The 14886-nt window shown below is 72.3% G+C and carries 21 protein-coding genes; 13 read left to right on the plus strand and 8 right to left on the minus strand.

Annotated features, from left to right (window positions below):
• Positions 1 to 3: 3 nt before the first annotated feature.
• Entirely contained in the window at positions 4 to 168 is a 165-nt protein-coding gene (gene rpmG / locus AB0383_RS14685) for a 50S ribosomal protein L33 (RefSeq protein ID WP_220239238.1), read from the minus strand.
• A gap of 186 nt (positions 169 to 354) precedes the next feature.
• Here rpmG and AB0383_RS14690 point away from each other — a divergent pair, with 186 nt between their 5' ends.
• Entirely contained in the window at positions 355 to 1035 is a 681-nt protein-coding gene (locus AB0383_RS14690; RefSeq protein WP_366187452.1) for a DUF2071 domain-containing protein, read from the plus strand.
• Positions 1036 to 1040: 5 nt separating this feature from the next.
• Here AB0383_RS14690 and AB0383_RS14695 read toward each other — a convergent pair whose 3' ends face one another.
• Complete coding sequence (locus tag AB0383_RS14695) at positions 1041 to 1394, minus strand: hypothetical protein (RefSeq protein WP_364175588.1); 354 nt, start codon at positions 1392 to 1394, stop codon at positions 1041 to 1043.
• 383 nt (positions 1395 to 1777) lie between these two features.
• Between AB0383_RS14695 and AB0383_RS14700 the strand changes: the two genes are divergently transcribed.
• The gene (locus tag AB0383_RS14700; RefSeq protein ID WP_366187454.1) at positions 1778 to 2152 is read left to right on the plus strand and encodes a hypothetical protein; all 375 of its coding nucleotides are present in this window, start codon (positions 1778 to 1780) and stop codon (positions 2150 to 2152) included.
• A gap of 413 nt (positions 2153 to 2565) precedes the next feature.
• On the opposite strand, the gene AB0383_RS14705 is transcribed toward AB0383_RS14700, so the two are convergent.
• The 4 genes from AB0383_RS14705 to AB0383_RS14720 form a co-directional block, all read right to left on the minus strand.
• On the minus strand, positions 2566 to 3561 hold the full coding sequence (locus AB0383_RS14705; RefSeq protein WP_366187456.1) for an NAD-dependent epimerase/dehydratase family protein: 996 nt from the start codon (positions 3559 to 3561) through the stop codon (positions 2566 to 2568).
• Positions 3558 to 4127, minus strand: coding sequence for a response regulator transcription factor (locus AB0383_RS14710; RefSeq protein WP_366187458.1), 570 nt, complete (start codon positions 4125 to 4127; stop codon positions 3558 to 3560). The genes AB0383_RS14705 and AB0383_RS14710 overlap by 4 nt, the downstream gene beginning before the upstream one ends.
• A 71-nt stretch (positions 4128 to 4198) precedes the next feature.
• Positions 4199 to 4429: a hypothetical protein gene (locus tag AB0383_RS14715; protein WP_366187460.1), complete on the minus strand. Its 231-nt coding sequence runs from the start codon at positions 4427 to 4429 to the stop codon at positions 4199 to 4201.
• Complete coding sequence (locus AB0383_RS14720) at positions 4375 to 4896, minus strand: polysaccharide deacetylase family protein (protein WP_366187462.1); 522 nt, start codon at positions 4894 to 4896, stop codon at positions 4375 to 4377. Before AB0383_RS14720 ends, AB0383_RS14715 begins: the two co-directional genes overlap by 55 nt.
• A gap of 172 nt (positions 4897 to 5068) precedes the next feature.
• On the opposite strand from AB0383_RS14720, the gene AB0383_RS14725 reads away from it, so the two are divergent.
• Positions 5069 to 5356 (plus strand): putative quinol monooxygenase, encoded by a 288-nt coding sequence (locus tag AB0383_RS14725; protein ID WP_364175578.1) that lies wholly within the window; start codon positions 5069 to 5071, stop codon positions 5354 to 5356.
• Between the two features lie 5 nt (positions 5357 to 5361).
• Here the strand turns inward: AB0383_RS14725 and AB0383_RS14730 are convergent, their stop codons facing one another.
• The gene (locus tag AB0383_RS14730; protein ID WP_366187465.1) at positions 5362 to 6723 is read right to left on the minus strand and encodes a PLP-dependent aminotransferase family protein; all 1362 of its coding nucleotides are present in this window, start codon (positions 6721 to 6723) and stop codon (positions 5362 to 5364) included.
• A gap of 309 nt (positions 6724 to 7032) precedes the next feature.
• Between AB0383_RS14730 and AB0383_RS14735 the strand changes: the two genes are divergently transcribed.
• The 6 genes from AB0383_RS14735 to AB0383_RS14760 all read left to right on the plus strand — a co-directional run bounded on the left by AB0383_RS14735 (position 7033) and on the right by AB0383_RS14760 (position 10617).
• Positions 7033 to 7188 (plus strand): hypothetical protein, encoded by a 156-nt coding sequence (locus tag AB0383_RS14735; protein ID WP_326834498.1) that lies wholly within the window; start codon positions 7033 to 7035, stop codon positions 7186 to 7188.
• Positions 7189 to 7279: 91 nt separating this feature from the next.
• Positions 7280 to 7462 carry a CsbD family protein gene (locus AB0383_RS14740; protein WP_364175572.1) on the plus strand — a complete coding sequence of 61 codons (183 nt, stop codon included), beginning with the start codon at positions 7280 to 7282 and terminating at the stop codon, positions 7460 to 7462.
• A 221-nt stretch (positions 7463 to 7683) separates the two neighbouring features.
• Positions 7684 to 8145, plus strand: coding sequence for a hypothetical protein (locus AB0383_RS14745; RefSeq protein WP_364175570.1), 462 nt, complete (start codon positions 7684 to 7686; stop codon positions 8143 to 8145).
• 101 nt (positions 8146 to 8246) lie between these two features.
• Positions 8247 to 8627: an STAS domain-containing protein gene (locus AB0383_RS14750; protein ID WP_366187468.1), complete on the plus strand. Its 381-nt coding sequence runs from the start codon at positions 8247 to 8249 to the stop codon at positions 8625 to 8627.
• Entirely contained in the window at positions 8624 to 10201 is a 1578-nt protein-coding gene (locus tag AB0383_RS14755; RefSeq protein WP_364175564.1) for a GAF domain-containing SpoIIE family protein phosphatase, read from the plus strand. The genes AB0383_RS14750 and AB0383_RS14755 overlap by 4 nt, the downstream gene beginning before the upstream one ends.
• Complete coding sequence (locus tag AB0383_RS14760) at positions 10198 to 10617, plus strand: ATP-binding protein (RefSeq protein WP_366187471.1); 420 nt, start codon at positions 10198 to 10200, stop codon at positions 10615 to 10617. The genes AB0383_RS14755 and AB0383_RS14760 overlap by 4 nt, the downstream gene beginning before the upstream one ends.
• Here AB0383_RS14760 and AB0383_RS14765 read toward each other — a convergent pair.
• A complete protein-coding gene (locus AB0383_RS14765) occupies positions 10589 to 11836 on the minus strand; it encodes an MFS transporter (RefSeq protein WP_366187473.1) in 1248 nt (415 codons plus the stop codon). The genes AB0383_RS14760 and AB0383_RS14765 overlap by 29 nt on opposite strands.
• A gap of 109 nt (positions 11837 to 11945) precedes the next feature.
• On the opposite strand from AB0383_RS14765, the gene AB0383_RS14770 reads away from it, so the two are divergent.
• From AB0383_RS14770 to AB0383_RS14785, 4 genes are all read left to right on the plus strand, one after another.
• A complete protein-coding gene (locus AB0383_RS14770; protein WP_366187475.1) occupies positions 11946 to 12872 on the plus strand; it encodes a LysR family transcriptional regulator in 927 nt (308 codons plus the stop codon).
• Positions 12873 to 12963: 91 nt separating this feature from the next.
• Positions 12964 to 13431 (plus strand): peptide-methionine (R)-S-oxide reductase MsrB, encoded by a 468-nt coding sequence (msrB, locus tag AB0383_RS14775; protein WP_364175556.1) that lies wholly within the window; start codon positions 12964 to 12966, stop codon positions 13429 to 13431.
• Positions 13432 to 13440: 9 nt separating this feature from the next.
• Complete coding sequence (msrA, locus tag AB0383_RS14780) at positions 13441 to 13947, plus strand: peptide-methionine (S)-S-oxide reductase MsrA (RefSeq protein ID WP_364175553.1); 507 nt, start codon at positions 13441 to 13443, stop codon at positions 13945 to 13947.
• A gap of 170 nt (positions 13948 to 14117) precedes the next feature.
• Positions 14118 to 14882 carry a DUF427 domain-containing protein gene (locus AB0383_RS14785; RefSeq protein ID WP_366187478.1) on the plus strand — a complete coding sequence of 255 codons (765 nt, stop codon included), beginning with the start codon at positions 14118 to 14120 and terminating at the stop codon, positions 14880 to 14882.
• Positions 14883 to 14886: the final 4 nt, after the last annotated feature.

Here is a 14886-nt window from a genome sequence, read left to right on the forward strand (position 1 = left end):
GTGTCAGCGCTCTTCGCGGAAGTCCACGTGCTCGCGGACGACCGGGTCGTACTTGCGCAGGACCATCCGGTCCGGGTCGTTGCGGCGGTTCTTGGTCACCACATACGTGTAACCCGTGCCGGCGGTGGAACGCAGCTTGATCACCGGGCGCAATACGCTCTTCGCCATCGGTTCTCACCCCTTCCTGCTCGTGGCGGTCGCCGGGTTCCTCCGGCTTCCGCAGCACGTGTAACAGTGGGAGGGCACGGAAAAGTCCCGGCGGGCAGTGGCCGGGGTCACGCCGCCGGGCGACCGTCCACTTCGGACGCGTACGGTGGAGTTCGTGGAGCCGATCACCGTCACGTCGCCCGGCGGGTGACGCGCGGCGTGCTCGCGCAGTGGTGGCGCGACCTCGTGTTCGCGCACTGGCCGGTGGACCCGGCGACCGTCGCACCGCTGTTGCCCGAGGGCACGCGGCCCGACACGGCCGACGGCGTCACCTACGTCGGGCTCGTGCCGTTCCGGATGGATCGGGTGCGGCCGCTGGGCGGGCCCGCGGTGCCGTACTTCGGGAGCTTCTGCGAGACGAACGTCCGGCTGTACTCCGTGGACGCGGCCGGGCGCCGGGGCGTGGTGTTCCGCTCGCTCGACGCCGCCCGGCTCGTGCCCGCGCTGGCTGGGCGGCTCGCGTTCTCGCTGCCGTACCGGTGGTCGTCGATGAGCCTGCGCCGCGACGGCGACGTACTCGCCTACGAATGCCGGCGCCGGTCCGGGCGGGGTTCGAGCCGGCTGGTGGTGCGGGCCGGCGCGCGGATCGAGCGGGCGTCGGAGCTGGAGACGTTCCTGACCGCGCGGTGGGGGCTGCACGTGACGTGGCACGGGCGGACGTTGTACGTGCCCAACGACTACTCCGAGTGGCCGCTGCACCGCGCGTCGCTGCTGGAGCTGCGCGACGACCTGGAGGGGCTGGGCGGGGTCGCGGTGGCGGGCGAGCCGGTGAGCGTGCTGTATTCGCCGGGGGTGCCGGCGCGGTTCGGGGCGCCGTTCGGGGCATGAGTGCGTCAGTGGGTGCAGGCGGCGCAGGCTTGTGTCGCGGGTGCGGGTACGGGGTCGGGTTCGATGGGGGCCAGGGGCCGCCGAGGCTGGGGTACAGCGGCCGCGCGGCACGGCTGGCACTCGCTGACGATCGGCACGGGTTCGACGGTCGCTCGTTTCGGCAGGGCGTGCTGGTCGGGCGCGGGCCGTACGCGCGGCAGAACCTCGGCGACCGCGCGCAGCTCCTCTGCGAGCCGCGCCTGCGTGCGGACGGCGCGCGCTGTGCGCAGGGCGGGGCGGCGGCGCAGCACCAGCAGCGCCGCGGCGAACGGCCCGCCTGCCAAGGGCAGACCGGCGATCACCATCGCGAACAGTCCCATCACCGACCCCAGAGGTGCGCGGACACCGGCACCGTGACCGCTCGCCTCGGCGGTCCGTCCCCCGTGCTTCGCGGGGTAGTCGATGCTAGCGCCGGTTGCCACATGGCCAACAGGATCACCACCCGGCCGTGGTGGCGTCCGCCTCGTGAACGTCACTTGACATGGTGAGCGAGATTCGTCACGCCCGTGTCGCCATTGCCCGGTCGACCACCAAGCCGTGGTACGAACGACCCTTTTCGCGCGGTGCCCGATCTTCTACATAAGCGCGCAGACGGGACCGAAAAGAGAAGTGTGTCTGTCCTACGCTGGGGGAGGTCGTGCTAACGTCCGCACCAGCGCGCAGATGCACGTGCGGATGCCCGAGCTGGCAACGGAAAGCGGGGATGATGAACCACCGAGCGGCCCGGCCACCCTGCGACGTCGAATCCGGCCTGCGCGCCCTCGTCGCCCGCGGCTACCAGTTCGTGCACCCGAGCGACGCCACCGGCGCCGTCCTCGCGGTCGTCGGCGTCCGCGTCCACGGCGACGTCGTGGACGTCTTCCGCCTCGACGCCGAGGACGACGCCACCGCCACCCGCATGCCGGCGGACGAGGAAAACGTTTTCACGCCGAGCACCTGGCTCTGGCGCACCAGCGGCCCCGCCACCCGCGTGCTGGCCGATCTCCTCGCCCTCCCCGACGAAACCACCCCCGCTGTGTCGGGCGGCTGCTGGGTCCCGGTCCGCCCGGGCACGGCGAAGTGGCTCGCCGCAAGCTGACCCGCCTCACCAGCTACTGACGACAGGCGCGGCTCCGGGTTTGCTGCGCCTTCTGGCCCGCGCGGTCGTTTGACGTGACCTCGCCAGGCACCGACGCCCGAGAACTGGTGAGACGGCCCGCCCCGAACCGACCCCAGCCCCCTGCCGCGTGCCCGGCGGCAAGCGGCTTCGCCGCGAACCGGCCTGGTACACCGACTCCCGCCGGCCTGCGAAGTGGCTTGCCGCGAGTTCACCCATCGCCTGCCCCGCCCGTGGACCGGTTCGTGACGAACCGACCCGGTCCCCGTGACCGTCGGCGGAGTGACTCGCGAAAGCCAACCCCTGCTCGCCGGCGCGTCCCGGCGGTGAAGCGGCTGCCCGCGAACCGACCCAGCTCCCCCAGCAGCCACGCCCCTCCCCCAGATCTCACCTGATCACAACCCCGCCAGCACCTCCGCCTCCTCGGCTGCCGACAGGCCCGAGCGCCGGTCGCGGTCCAGGCCCAGCTCGTGTTCGCGCGCCAGGGCGCCCGCGACGGCGTCGGCGAGGGGACGGACGTCCAGGCCCGCCGCCAGCGACGGGGCCGGGTCGTGGGAGGCGAGGCCGGCGTAGGTGGGTGGGAGCCACAGCTGCAGGGAACGTGGACCGGACCACGGGGCGACGCCGGCGGTTTCCAGCTGGGTATCCGTGGCGGGCACGAACTCGACGTCGGTTCCGACGGCCGCGGCGATGTCCGCGAGCAGCTTGTCCAGGTCGACCGCGGGCCCGATCCCGTCGAAGGTGCCGCCCATTCCCGTCTCGAACGCGGTGACGATCCAGGCCGCGAGGTCGCGCACGTCGATGTACTGCGCGAGCCGGTCGGAGGCGGGCACGAGCACGCGCCCGCCGCGGGCGAAGCGGCCGGGCCAGTAGCCGAAGCGGTCGCTGCCGTCGCCGGGGCCGGTGATCAGGCCGGGCCGCACCACGAAGGCGCGCTCCTCCAGCGCGGCGCGCACGGCGTTCTCGCCGGCCACCTTGATGCCGCCGTACAGCCCGGTGCCGCCTTCCGCGGTCAGGTCGTCGCGGGTCGCGTGGCGCGGCAGCGAGTCCACCAGTGGGCCGGTCGCCGGGGTCTGGCCGGGCGTCGCCTCGTCGGCGTAGACGTTGATCGTCGAGACGAACGTCCAGTGCGCCACGCGGTCCGCGAGCGCCGCCAGCGCCCGCTGCACCCACGGGAACGACATCGGCGCCACGTCCACCACGGCGTCGAAATCGGGTAGCGAAGCCAATCCGTCCGGATCGTCCCGGTCCCCCTTGATCAGCCGCGCACCGTCGGGCACTGTCCCCGACTCGCCGCGCGCCGCGCACACGACCTCGTGACCCCGTCGCAGCGCCTCCGCCGCGACGGCCCGTCCGACGAACACCGTCCCACCCAGCACGAGAAGTCTCATGCCCTCACCCTGGCGCGCCCGCCGCGGCGCCGCCACCGGTCTCGCGGAGGGCGAACGCACGCCTCAGCCCAGCACCCGCTCCGCCGCCGGCGCCGCCTGCGTGCGGCTGCCCACCTGAAGCTTCGCGAGCAGTTGCCCGCGTGGACCTTGACCGTGCGTTCCGCCAGGCCGAGCTCGGCGGCGATGTCCCGATTGGACAGTCCGCGGCCGAGCAACGCCAGCACGTCGCGTTCGCGCGGGGTGAACGGTTCGGCCGGCACCCCGAGCTCCGCGGCGACGGCCGCGCTGACGGCGGTCATCCCCGCGTGCGCCGCGCGCACCGCGGCGGCCAGCTCTTCGCCCGTGGAGTCCTCGAGCACGAACCCGTCCGCGCCCTCGGCCAGGGCGCGGCGGATGTCGCTCGCCCGCCCGATCGTCGTCAGCATCACCACGCGCGGGCGGGGCGCGCGCGCCCGCAGCCGCCGCAACACCTCGAGGCCGTCGAGGCCCGGCAGGTTCAGGTCCAGCAGCACCACGCCACCCAGGTCGCCCGGCACCGCGAGCAGCTCTGCGCCGTCGGCGTGCACGCCCCGTCACGGTGAGATCCGGCTGCGCGGCGAGGATGAGGGCGAGACCTTCGCGGGCCAGCGCGTGGCCGTCACCCCTTGCCCCGCAACGCCAGCAGCTGCGACACCGTGACGAACCGGTAGCCCCGTGCCCGCAGCCCGTCGATCGCCGGGCCGAGCGCTTCCCGCGTCGCCTCGCGAGCGGGGTACATCGCGTGCAGCACCACGATCGAGCCCGGACGCACGTGGCTCACCACGTACGCGGCGGTCACGGTGGCCGAAGCGTCGACGTCGGGGTAGGAGTTCGGCTCGACGTCCCACATGATCGTCCGCCGGCCGTGCTGGTGGAGGTAGCACGGGAGCGCGAGCAGCTTCTTGCCGTTGGGCGGGCGCACGGTGATTTCCCCCGGTAGCCGGTCCGGCCGATGAGCGCGTCGGTACGTTCGATCTCCGACGCGACGTAGCCGGGCGTCACCAGCACCATGCGCTCGTGCGAGTAGGTGTGGTTGCCCAGCTCGTGCCCGGCCGCGGCGAGCTCGCGACCCAGCTCGGGCTGTGCCTCCAGTTCTCGTCCGATGAGGAAGAAAGTGGCCGTCACCCCGCGCGAGGCCAGCGTCGCGAGCACCGGCGTCACGCCGGCCGGATCGGGCCCGTCGTCGAAGGTCAGCGCCACGACTTTCTGCGAGGTCTCGACCTGGTCGGTGAGGCCGCCGAAGAACTGGAACGTGCGCGCGTCGGCCACCCGCAGCAGGGCGTACCCGCCGGCGAGCACCAGCACCAGCACGAGCACGACGGCGAGCGAGATCGTCCAGCGGCGGGCCCGCCGGGCAGGTGGGGACGGATCATGCGCGCCACCCTGCCCACCCGGCCCGCGCGCCGGAAGCGGCGGAGGTACTAGTCCCTCAGGTCGATCACCGAGCCGGCAGTACCGGTGATCGCGAGTCCGGAGTAGAACGACAGGGGTGATCACCGAAATCGCGATCGTCGACGTGAAACCGGGCGCCGGCGACGAATTCGCCGCCGCGTACGCGAAAGCCCACGAGCTGCTCGCGACCACGCCCGGCTGCCGCAGTGCGCGGATGATGCGCAGTGAAGAGAGCCCGGACCGCTTCGTCGGCGTCGTCGAGTGGGAGTCGAAGCAGCACCACCTGGAGCACTTCCGGGGCACCGACCGCTACGCGGCGTACGGCGCGTTGCTCGGGCCCTACCTCGCCGCGCCGCCGCGGGTGGAGCACTTCGAGGCCGTCTGACGGGCTCAGGCGCTGCGGCGGGACCGGACGCCGGCCGCCCGCGCGATCATCCCGGCCAGGTCGCCGACCGGGGCCGGGTCGTCGGGCAGCTGGCCCACGGCGACGCGGATGTGCGGCGCGCCGGAGCGGCCGGTGAAACACCGGCTGCCCGCGCCAACGGAAACGCCGTGCGCGGCCAGCGTGACCAAAGTGCGGGTCTCCTCGGGCACCGGCACCCACAGCGTGAGCCCGTCGCCCACGGCCACGTCGAGGCCGTGGTCGCGCAGGGCCTCGGCGAGCACCGCCCGGCGACCCGCGTAGCGCCGGCGCGCGCGGTGGACCAGCGCGTCCGTGGCGGTGTCGGTGAGCAGGAACGCCTGCGCGTCATGCAGCACCCGGCTGGACCACGCGGTGCCGAACGTCCGGTGTGCGCGCACCCGCTCCACGAGCGCGGCCGAGCCGCCGAGCACGCAGCTGCGCAGCTCGGTGCCGAAGGCCGTGCAATACGACCGCACCAGCAGCACTTGCCCGGGCAGGTGCGTGCCCAGGCTCGCCCCCGCCGAGGCGGCGAGCGGGCCGAAGTCGTCGGCCTCGATCACGGCCGCGTCGGTACGCGCGAGCACGGCGGCGAGCTCGGCGACGCGAGCGGCGGACACGGTGTGGCCCAGCGGGTTCTGCGCGCGCGGCTGGTAGACGAAGGCGACGGGCCGGTGCGCCAGCGCGGCTTCGAGCGCGTCGGCGCGCGGGCCGGTTTCGTCGCAGCGCACCGGAACCACGTGGATGCGCGCCGCGCGCAGGTGCCGCAGCAGCGACGGCGCGGTGGGTTCCTCGACCGCGACCACGTCGCCGGGCCGGGCCACCGCCCGGCACGCCAACGCCACGCCTTCCTGACCACCGGCGGCGACCGTCCAAGCTTCCGCCGCGAACGGCCACTCCGGCTTCACCGCGGCCCGCAGCCGGGAGCTGATCGGTTCCTTCGCCGCCGGCCGCTCCGCCCGCACCCCGGCGGCCACCGCGTCCTCCAGCGGCGGCAGCAGCGCGGGATCGGGTGAGCCGTGCTCCAGGTCCACCGACTGCCAGCCCGGGAACATCTGCGCGGGCGGGAGCCCGGCGGGCGGGGCCAGCACTGTCGTGCCACGCCTGCGGCCGGTGCCGATCAGCCCGGCCGCGCGCAGCTGCGCCCACGCCTCCGCGATCGTCGTGGGACTCACCGACAGCTCGGCCGCGAGCGCGCGCACGGTCGGCAGCCGCGTGCCGGGCAGTACCTCACCGTCGCGGATGAGGCCCGACACCGCGCCCGCGATGCCGCGCGCCGTGCGTTCGCCGATCCGCACGGCGAGCCAGCCGAGCCCGACCGGCGCCGTCGTCGCGAGTTCGCCCGAGGCCACGCACCGGCTCCCCTCATTCGGTGAGAAATCGATCTGTCGGGCTCAAAAGCTAGGCCGCTTGCACCCCGCCGCAAAGCGGTTTCACATCCTGGTCGGCCCTGGCAAAGGCGGTACAAAACCGCAGCTTCGCCCACCTGTGCGCATATTCCTTCGGTGACCGAATGAACTCTCCGGAACCGGTTCCACCGATTCGGCCACCGGATCAGACCACTGGTACGTCCACACCGGACCGGACCCGAGAGTGTTTGCGAGATCGCCCGGCCGGGTACTCCGGAACCATCGGTCCCCAAACGAACAGCTGGAGAATCCATGATCGTGCTCGGAGTCATCCTGCTCGTCGTCGGTTTCATCACCGGCATCTCGATCCTGTGGACGATCGGCATCGTCCTGCTGGTCATCGGTGCGGTCCTGGCCATCCTGGGCGGAACCGGCCGCAAGGTCGGCGGCCGCGCGCACTGGTACTGAGCCACTGGGTCACCGGGCCACTTTGTTACCGGGCCACTTGTTTGAACCGCCGGAAAACGGGTAGCCACCCGGCTTCGCGAAAGGAGCGGTCGTGAACGACAAAATGCAGAACAAGGCCGATGAATTGAAGGGCCGCGCCAAAGAAGCGCTCGGAAACGCCACCGGAAACGAGCAGTGGCAGACCGAGGGCAAGGCGGACCAGACCAAGGGTGCGCTCAAGCAGGCCGGCGAGAAGGTCAAGGACGCGGTCGACGGGCTGAAGAACAAGGGCTGACACGCGGGTGAACGAGCGCCGCCGGGTTCCGCCCGGCGGCGCTCGCGCGTCCCGGAAGGTGAGGCGCCCCAAGGGAAATCGCCCCCGAACGAGTGAGATCACGGTCTCACAAAACCGAGGATTGAACCGAAGGGTGAGAGGGTAGCCGTGGGACGCCGCCCGTCCCGACCGGCGCGGCCACGATCGCGGTGTGGCTGACCGCCCGACCAGGGAGAATCGCCATGACGACCTCACTCACCCCCGAGATCACCGAAAAGGCGCCCGCGAAACTCGCCGGACGCTCCGAATTCCCGCGTGCGGCACCGGCTCCGGCCGCGCCCGCACTGGACGCCGGCGCACCGGGCGCCACCGCGCCGGACCTCACCGGCGTGCACACAACTGCCCCGGACACGAACACCGACACCGGGGGATCCGGCTCTCAGCTCCACCGCCTCGCGGCCATGGCTTCGCTGCAGGACTGGATCCGGCGCAGCAGCCCGCGTCTCATGCACGAAGCCGTTCTCGCCGGCGAAGGCCCCGCCGAGGTCGCCGCGGCCGCGCGGCTGTCGATTGCCCAAGCGCACCTCACCTGGAACACGTGGGCCACCCGCCGGCTGGCCTCCCCCGCGCCCGGCGACGCCCTTCCGCTTCGCCAGTACCTGCGCGTGCACACCGCCTTCGCCCGGGCGCTGAACGACGCCTGATCATTCGGTCACCGAACCGGTCGCCGGCCCCGAGATTGCCCCGCACTGCACCGAACGGGGTACAGCCGGGCGAGACGGACGCGGCTTGGCATTATCTGCGCATGGCTGAGTCCGGTGCCCCCTCCGACGACGCGGGCCGGGTGGAAACCACGGGCGGCGCCGTCGCGCTCAGTGAGGACGACGGCGCCACGGTGCCGGCCGTGAGCGGCGCTCTCGACCTCGCGCTCGCCCCCAAGCTGCGCCGCCTCGTGGACCGCGCCGCGCGCACGGGGGCGCCGGTGCTCGTGATCGACCTCAGCGCCGTCGACTTCCTGGCGTCGGCGGGGATGGCGGTGCTCGTGTGGGCCCACCGGCAGGCCGAACCCGCCGACGTGCGCGTGGTCGCGAGCAGCCGGCTCACACTGCGGCCGCTGGAGATGACCCGCCTGACCGACGAGCTCGCCGTGTTCCCGTCCGTGCCCGCCGCGCTGGCGGGCGCATGACCACCGCCGACGGCCTCGGGCCCGTGGCCGCGGCCGTGCGCAAGGCGTTCGTCGACGCCGAGGGTCGGCCCGTGGCCGTGCGGATCCGCCGGCTCGACGCCGCGGACTACCGGGGCCGCGGCCGGATCGTGGTCCCCGACGCCGCGACCGTGGCCCAGCTCGTCCCGGCTCAACGCGTGACGGGCGCCGTGGTCGTCACCGACGAGGACGCCACCGTGCTGCTGCACACCGACGCTCCCGAGGGCGCCCGCCTCGCACCGACCGCGGCCGGGGTCGACGCCGCGACGGCCGAGCTCACCGGCACCGTCAGGCGGCTGCGCGCCGAGGCCGGCGTCGTCGACGCGCTGCACTCGATCGGCCGCCGGCTCACCGCCCAGCTCGACCTCGACGTCGTGGTCCAGGAAGCGACCGACGCCGCCACCGGGGCGACGGGCGCGGCCGTCGGCGCGTTCTTCTACAACCTCGTCGACCAGTTCGGCGAGTCGTACACGCTCTACACCCTCTCCGGCGTGCCGCGCGAAGCGTTCTCCCGCTTCCCCGTGCCCCGCAACACCGCCGTGTTCGGCCCGACGTTCGACGGCACCCTCACCGTCCGCAGCGCGGACATCACGGCCGACCCGCGGTTCGGCCACAACGCGCCCTACCACGGCATGCCCGAAGGGCACCTGCCCGTGCGCAGCTATCTCGCCGTGTCGGTCGTCAGCCCCACCAGCGGCGACGTGCTCGGCGGGTTCTTCTTCGGCCACCCCGAAACCGGCCGGTTCACCGAGCGCCACGAGTACCTCGCCGAAGGCATCGCGGGCTACGCCGCCATCGCGTTGGACAACGCCCGCCTCTTCGAACGCGAGCGGACCCTCGCCGCCGAGCTCTCGCGGAGCATGGTGCCCGCCGCGCCGCGGATCCCGGGCCTCGACCTCGTCACGCGCTACCCGCCGGCCGCCACCGGCAGCAAGGTCGGCGGCGACTGGTTCGACGTGCTCCGCCTTGGCTCGGGCGCCACCGCGTTCGTGATCGGCGACGTCGTCGGCCACGGCGTCACCGCCGCCACCGTGATGGGCCAGGTCCGCACCGCGATCCGCTCATACGCGCTACTGGAGCTGCCGCCGTCGGAGGTCCTGCGCAACGTCTCACAGCTCACCGGCCGGTTCGCCGAGCCGAGTTTCGTGACCTGTTTCTACGCCGTGCACGACCCCGCAGACCACTCGCTGACGTACGCGAACGCCGGGCACCTGCCCGCCGTGCTCGTCCACGCCGACGGCACGCCCCAGCAGATCGGCGAGGCGCTCGCCCAGCCGCTCGGCGTCGGCGCGGAGTTCCCGCAGGAGCAGGTGGCTTTCCCGCCCGGCACCGACCTCGTGCTCTACACCGACGGTCTGGTCGAGAGCCGCATCCGCGACCTCACCGCCGGCATCGCCGGGCTGCTCGACGCGCTCGGTGGCCTGCGCGATGGCCTGCTCGAGGGCTCCGACGCGGAAACCGCGCGGGACCGCCTGATCCACGAACTCACCGGCGGCAGCCACGACGACGACATCGCCCTGATCCACGTGCGCCGCCGCGACGGAGGTGCGGCGTGACGGGGCGCGCGACCGAAGATCGCCTGACGCCGGAGTTCCGCCGCCGCGTCACCGCCGCGCCGGAGCCGCTGAGCGGCCTGCGCCGCGGCCTCGCCGGCTGGGTCGCGGGCCTCGGCATGAGCACCACGCAGCAGGAGGACGTGGTGATGGCGAGCTACGAGGCCATGGCCAACTCCGCCGAACACGCCTACGAGGGCCGGGAAACCGGCGTCCTCGACGTCCTCGCGACCTGCGTGGGCGGAACCGTCACCGTGATCGTCACCGACTACGGCCGCTGGCTGCCGCCCCGCCCGACCAACGGCCTGCGCGGCCGCGGCCTGCCGTTGATGCAGGGACTGGCGCACGAAAGCGAATGCGTGCAGCGCCCGGACGGCACCACGGTGACGCTCAACTGGCGGCTCGAACCGGCCGGGTAGCGGGCCGCAGGATGCGGTTCGCCGACCAGACGAGCAGCAGGAGCTCGGCCGCGGAAAACCCCAGCAGCGCCATCGGGCTCGACACCCACACCAGCGCCAGCCCGACGGCGAGCACCGGCACGACGAGGCCCGCGTAAGCCGCGAGGAACAGCGCCGCCAGCACCTGCCCGCGCGAGCGCGGACCGGTCAGCGTGGCCACAGTGGTCACCGACGCGCGGAATCCGAGCCCCATGCCCGTGCCGGCCAGCAGGCTGCCGGCGAAGAACAGCCACAACGAAGGCAGCAGCGCGGCGACCGGCAGCACCACGAGTCCCACGGCCATCAGCGTGAAGCCGAGCCGCAGCTGGCGCGCGACCGTGAGTCGCGCGAAGACGATCTGCCCGAACGCGGCGGCGACCAGCAGTGACGCCGCCGCGATCCCGGCGAGCAGATGGCCGCTTTGGTGCAGACCCTGGGCGAGCAGCGTCGGCGCCAGGGCCGCGAACAGTCCCGTGATCGCGAACGAGGCGAACACCGCGATGGCCGCGCCGAAGAACGTCGGCTTCGCGTCGGCCGGGAGCGTCAGCCGCTGCGGCCGGTACGCGGGCGGCTCGTCCCACGGCTCGACGGTCTCGGGCACCAGCGCCACGGCGATCGCGGCCACGAGCAGCACCACCAGGAACACCGCGAACGGTGTGGTGAGCGGGCTCGTCGCGTACTTCGCGAAGAACCCGCCGACGAGCGGGCCGAGGCCGAGCCCGCCGAGGTTCACCACGCTCGCGATCAGCCCGGCGCGGCCGGCGTGCTCACCGGGCCGCGCGACCGCGCGCAGCTCCGACAGGTGCGCGGTGGCAGTGGCGGTGAGCGCGCCGATGCCGGCGCCGCTGACCAGCCGGGCCAGCAGGAGCACCGGCGCCTCCGGCGACGACAGGAACAACGCGGCCGCCAGCGCTTCGGCGAGTGTGGCGGCGACGATCACGCGGCGCCGGCCGAGCCAGTCGCTCACGTGGCCGGCGAGGTAGAGGCTCGCCATCACGCCCACGGCGTAGGCGACGAAGACGAGGGTGACCACGAACGTCGGGAACCCGTCCTGGCGCTGGTAAATCGAGTACAGCGGCGTCGGCACGGTGGAGAACGCGAGCGACGCGGCGAACGCGAGGGCGATCACGCGGAAGCCCCAGTCGTGAGTGAGCCGCGGGCGGATTGTGCGGGCTGTGACGGGCGAAACGGTGTGGAGCATGGCTGCCTTCCCCGGAAGATCCTTGTGCCTTCAACCATCCCCTCGGCGACTCATTCCGTCCAACGAAAAGTCTTGGCAACAGTTATCGCTCGATGCGATAATTCATGCCGTGGAGACCCGCCAGCTCGAGTACTTCGTGGCCGTGGCCGAGGAGCTCAGCTTCACGCGCGCGGCTCAGCGGTTGTTCGCCGTCCAGTCCACGGTGTCGGCCACGATCCGCACGCTGGAGACGGAGCTGGGCACGACGTTGTTCGACCGCTCGACGCGCAGGGTCGCGCTCTCGGCCTCGGGCGCGTTGTTCCTGCCGGAGGCGAAGGCGGCGCTCGACGCCGTGGAGCGCGCCCGCGAGGTGGTGCAGGAGGCCTCGGCCGGCCTGCGCGGGAGCCTGCGGGTGGGCACGCTCACCAGCGTCGGCGCCCTCGACCTGCCCGCGCTGCTCGGCACGTTCCACGACCGGCACCCGCTGGTCGACCTGCACCTCACGGTGTCGGTGACGGGCCCGACCGGCCTGGCCGAGGACGTCCGCCACGGCCGGCTCGACCTCGCGCTGCTCGGCCTGCCCGAGAGCGAGCTGCCGGGCCTGACCGTGCGCACGATCGTCACGGTCCCCTACCTCGCCGTCCTCCCGGCCGCGCACCCGCTCGCCGGCCGGCCGTCGATCTCGTTGCGGGACCTGGCCGGCGAGCGGTTCGTGGACGCGCCCCGCGGCTTCGGCAACCGCATCGCCATCGACCGGGCCTGCGAGTCCCTCGGCGTCGGGCGCCGGGTTCCCGTGGAGGTCGCCGACCTCCGGGTGATGCCCCTGTACGTCGCCGCGGGGCTGGGCGTCGCCGTGGTCCCGGACCTCGTGCCGCTGACCGCTCCCGGCACGGCCGTGGTGCCGCTGGACGACGCCGGGCTCACGTGGCCGCTCTCGGTCGTGAGCCACGGTGAAAAGGCCCCCGGCCGGGCGCTGCGGACCCTGCTCGATCTGCTGGTGGAGACCGATTTCTTACAGAAGTCGGACGGGGGCGCAAGCGGCCGTCCGAGGGAATAGAAAGTGCCCGTACGGTGTCTGTATAGCTGTACGTTCAGGTGCGTTTCACCTGGTTCCCCAGCCCGAGCCGAGAGGCCGCGAAGGGAGAGCTGTGTCCCAGCAGACCCAGTACAACAAGAACCCGGAAGCCGTGTCCCGGCTGACCCCGGAGCAGTACCGCGTGACCCAGCAGGACGGGACCGAGCGGGCGTTCGCGAACGCCTACTGGGACAACCACGAGCCCGGCATCTACGTCGACGTCGTGTCCGGCGAGCCGCTGTTCGCGTCGGTCGACAAGTACGACAGCCACTCCGGCTGGCCGAGCTTCACCAAGCCGATCCAGAAGACGACGAACGTCGTCGAGCGCAACGACTTCAGCCACGGCATGATCCGGGCGGAGGTCCGTTCGCTGCACGGTGACAGCCACCTCGGCCACGTCTTCGACGACGGCCCGCTCGACAAGGGCGGCCTGCGCTACTGCATCAACTCCGCGTCGTTGAAGTTCATCCACCTCGACGACCTGGACAAAGAGGGGTATGGAGACTTCCGTGCCCTCTTCACCGACAACACCGACAAGTAAGGAGACGACGTGACGACCGAAAAGGCGATCCTCGCCGGCGGGTGCTTCTGGGGCATGGAGGAGCTGTTCCGCCACCAGCCCGGCGTCGTGTCCACGCGCGTCGGCTACAGCGGCGGCGACACACCCAACGCCACCTACCGCAACCACGGCACCCACGCCGAGGCCATCGAGGTCCTCTACGACCCCTCCCAGACGGACTTCCGCAACCTGCTCGAGTTCTTCTTCCAGGTCCACGACCCCACGACGAAGAACCGCCAGGGCAACGACATCGGCATGAGCTACCGCTCGGCGATCTACTACACGAACGACGAGCAGAAGAAGGTCTCCGAAGACACCATCGCCGACGTCGAGGCCTCCGGCCTCTGGCCCGGCAAGGTCGTCACCGAGGTCACCCCGGCCGGTGACTTCTGGGAGGCCGAGCCCGAGCACCAGGACTACCTCCAGAAGTACCCGAACGGCTACACCTGCCACTTCCCCCGCCCCGGGTGGAAGCTGCCCAAGCGGGCGACGGCCTGATCACGACGGCGCGCGGACCCACGTCCGCGCGCCGCGCGCTTTTCGGCGCCTTTTTTCCAGCGCCCGGGTTTCGGCGCCTCTTTTTCAGCGCTCCTTTTTCAACGCCCCAGTTCCAGCGCAGCCGGAGCTGTCACACCGGAAACCGGCCCGGCCGAACCGAGGAGATCCCGATGCGCGACTACCCGGACGCGATCACCCCGATCGACCACGTCGAGCCCGTGCCCCGGCGGATCCGCGCCGTGCTCGGCGGTGAGACGGTACTCGACACCACCCGCGCGCTGTACGTGTGGGAGTGGCCGTACTACCCGCAGTACTACATCCCGGCCGCCGACGTGACGCCCGGCGTGCTCGTGGACGAGAACCACCCGCAGCACCTCAAGCGCGGCACCGCGCGCCGCCAGACCCTCAAGGCGGGCGACAAGGTCAAGACCGCGGCCGCGCGCCTCTACGGTGAGGACGCCACCTCCGGGCTCGCGGACCACGTCCGGTTCGAGTGGGCGGCCCTCGACGCGTGGTTCGAGGAGGACGAGCAGGTGTTCGTCCACCCGCGCAACCCGTACGCGCGCGTCGACGCCCTGCGTTCCACCCGGCACGTGCGCGTCGCGCTGGAAGGCCGGACGCTCGCCGAGTCGTCGTCTCCGGTGCTGCTGTTCGAAACCGGCCTGCCGACGCGATACTACCTCAACCGCACCGAGGTGGACTTCTCCCACCTCGTGCCCACCGCCACCGTCACCGAGTGCCCGTACAAGGGCACCACCACCGGCTACTGGTCCGTGCGCGTCGGCGACGTCGTGCACCAGGACCTGGCCTGGTCCTACGACTTCCCCACGCGCTCGCTCAGCGCGATCTCCAACCTGATCTGCTTCTACAACGAGAAGGTCGACCTCTTCGTCGACGGCCAGGAGATCCCCCGGCCGACCACGCACTTCTCCTGACGGG

This window comes from Amycolatopsis sp. NPDC051373 (assembly GCF_040689465.1).
GTDB lineage: Bacteria > Actinomycetota > Actinomycetes > Mycobacteriales > Pseudonocardiaceae > Amycolatopsis.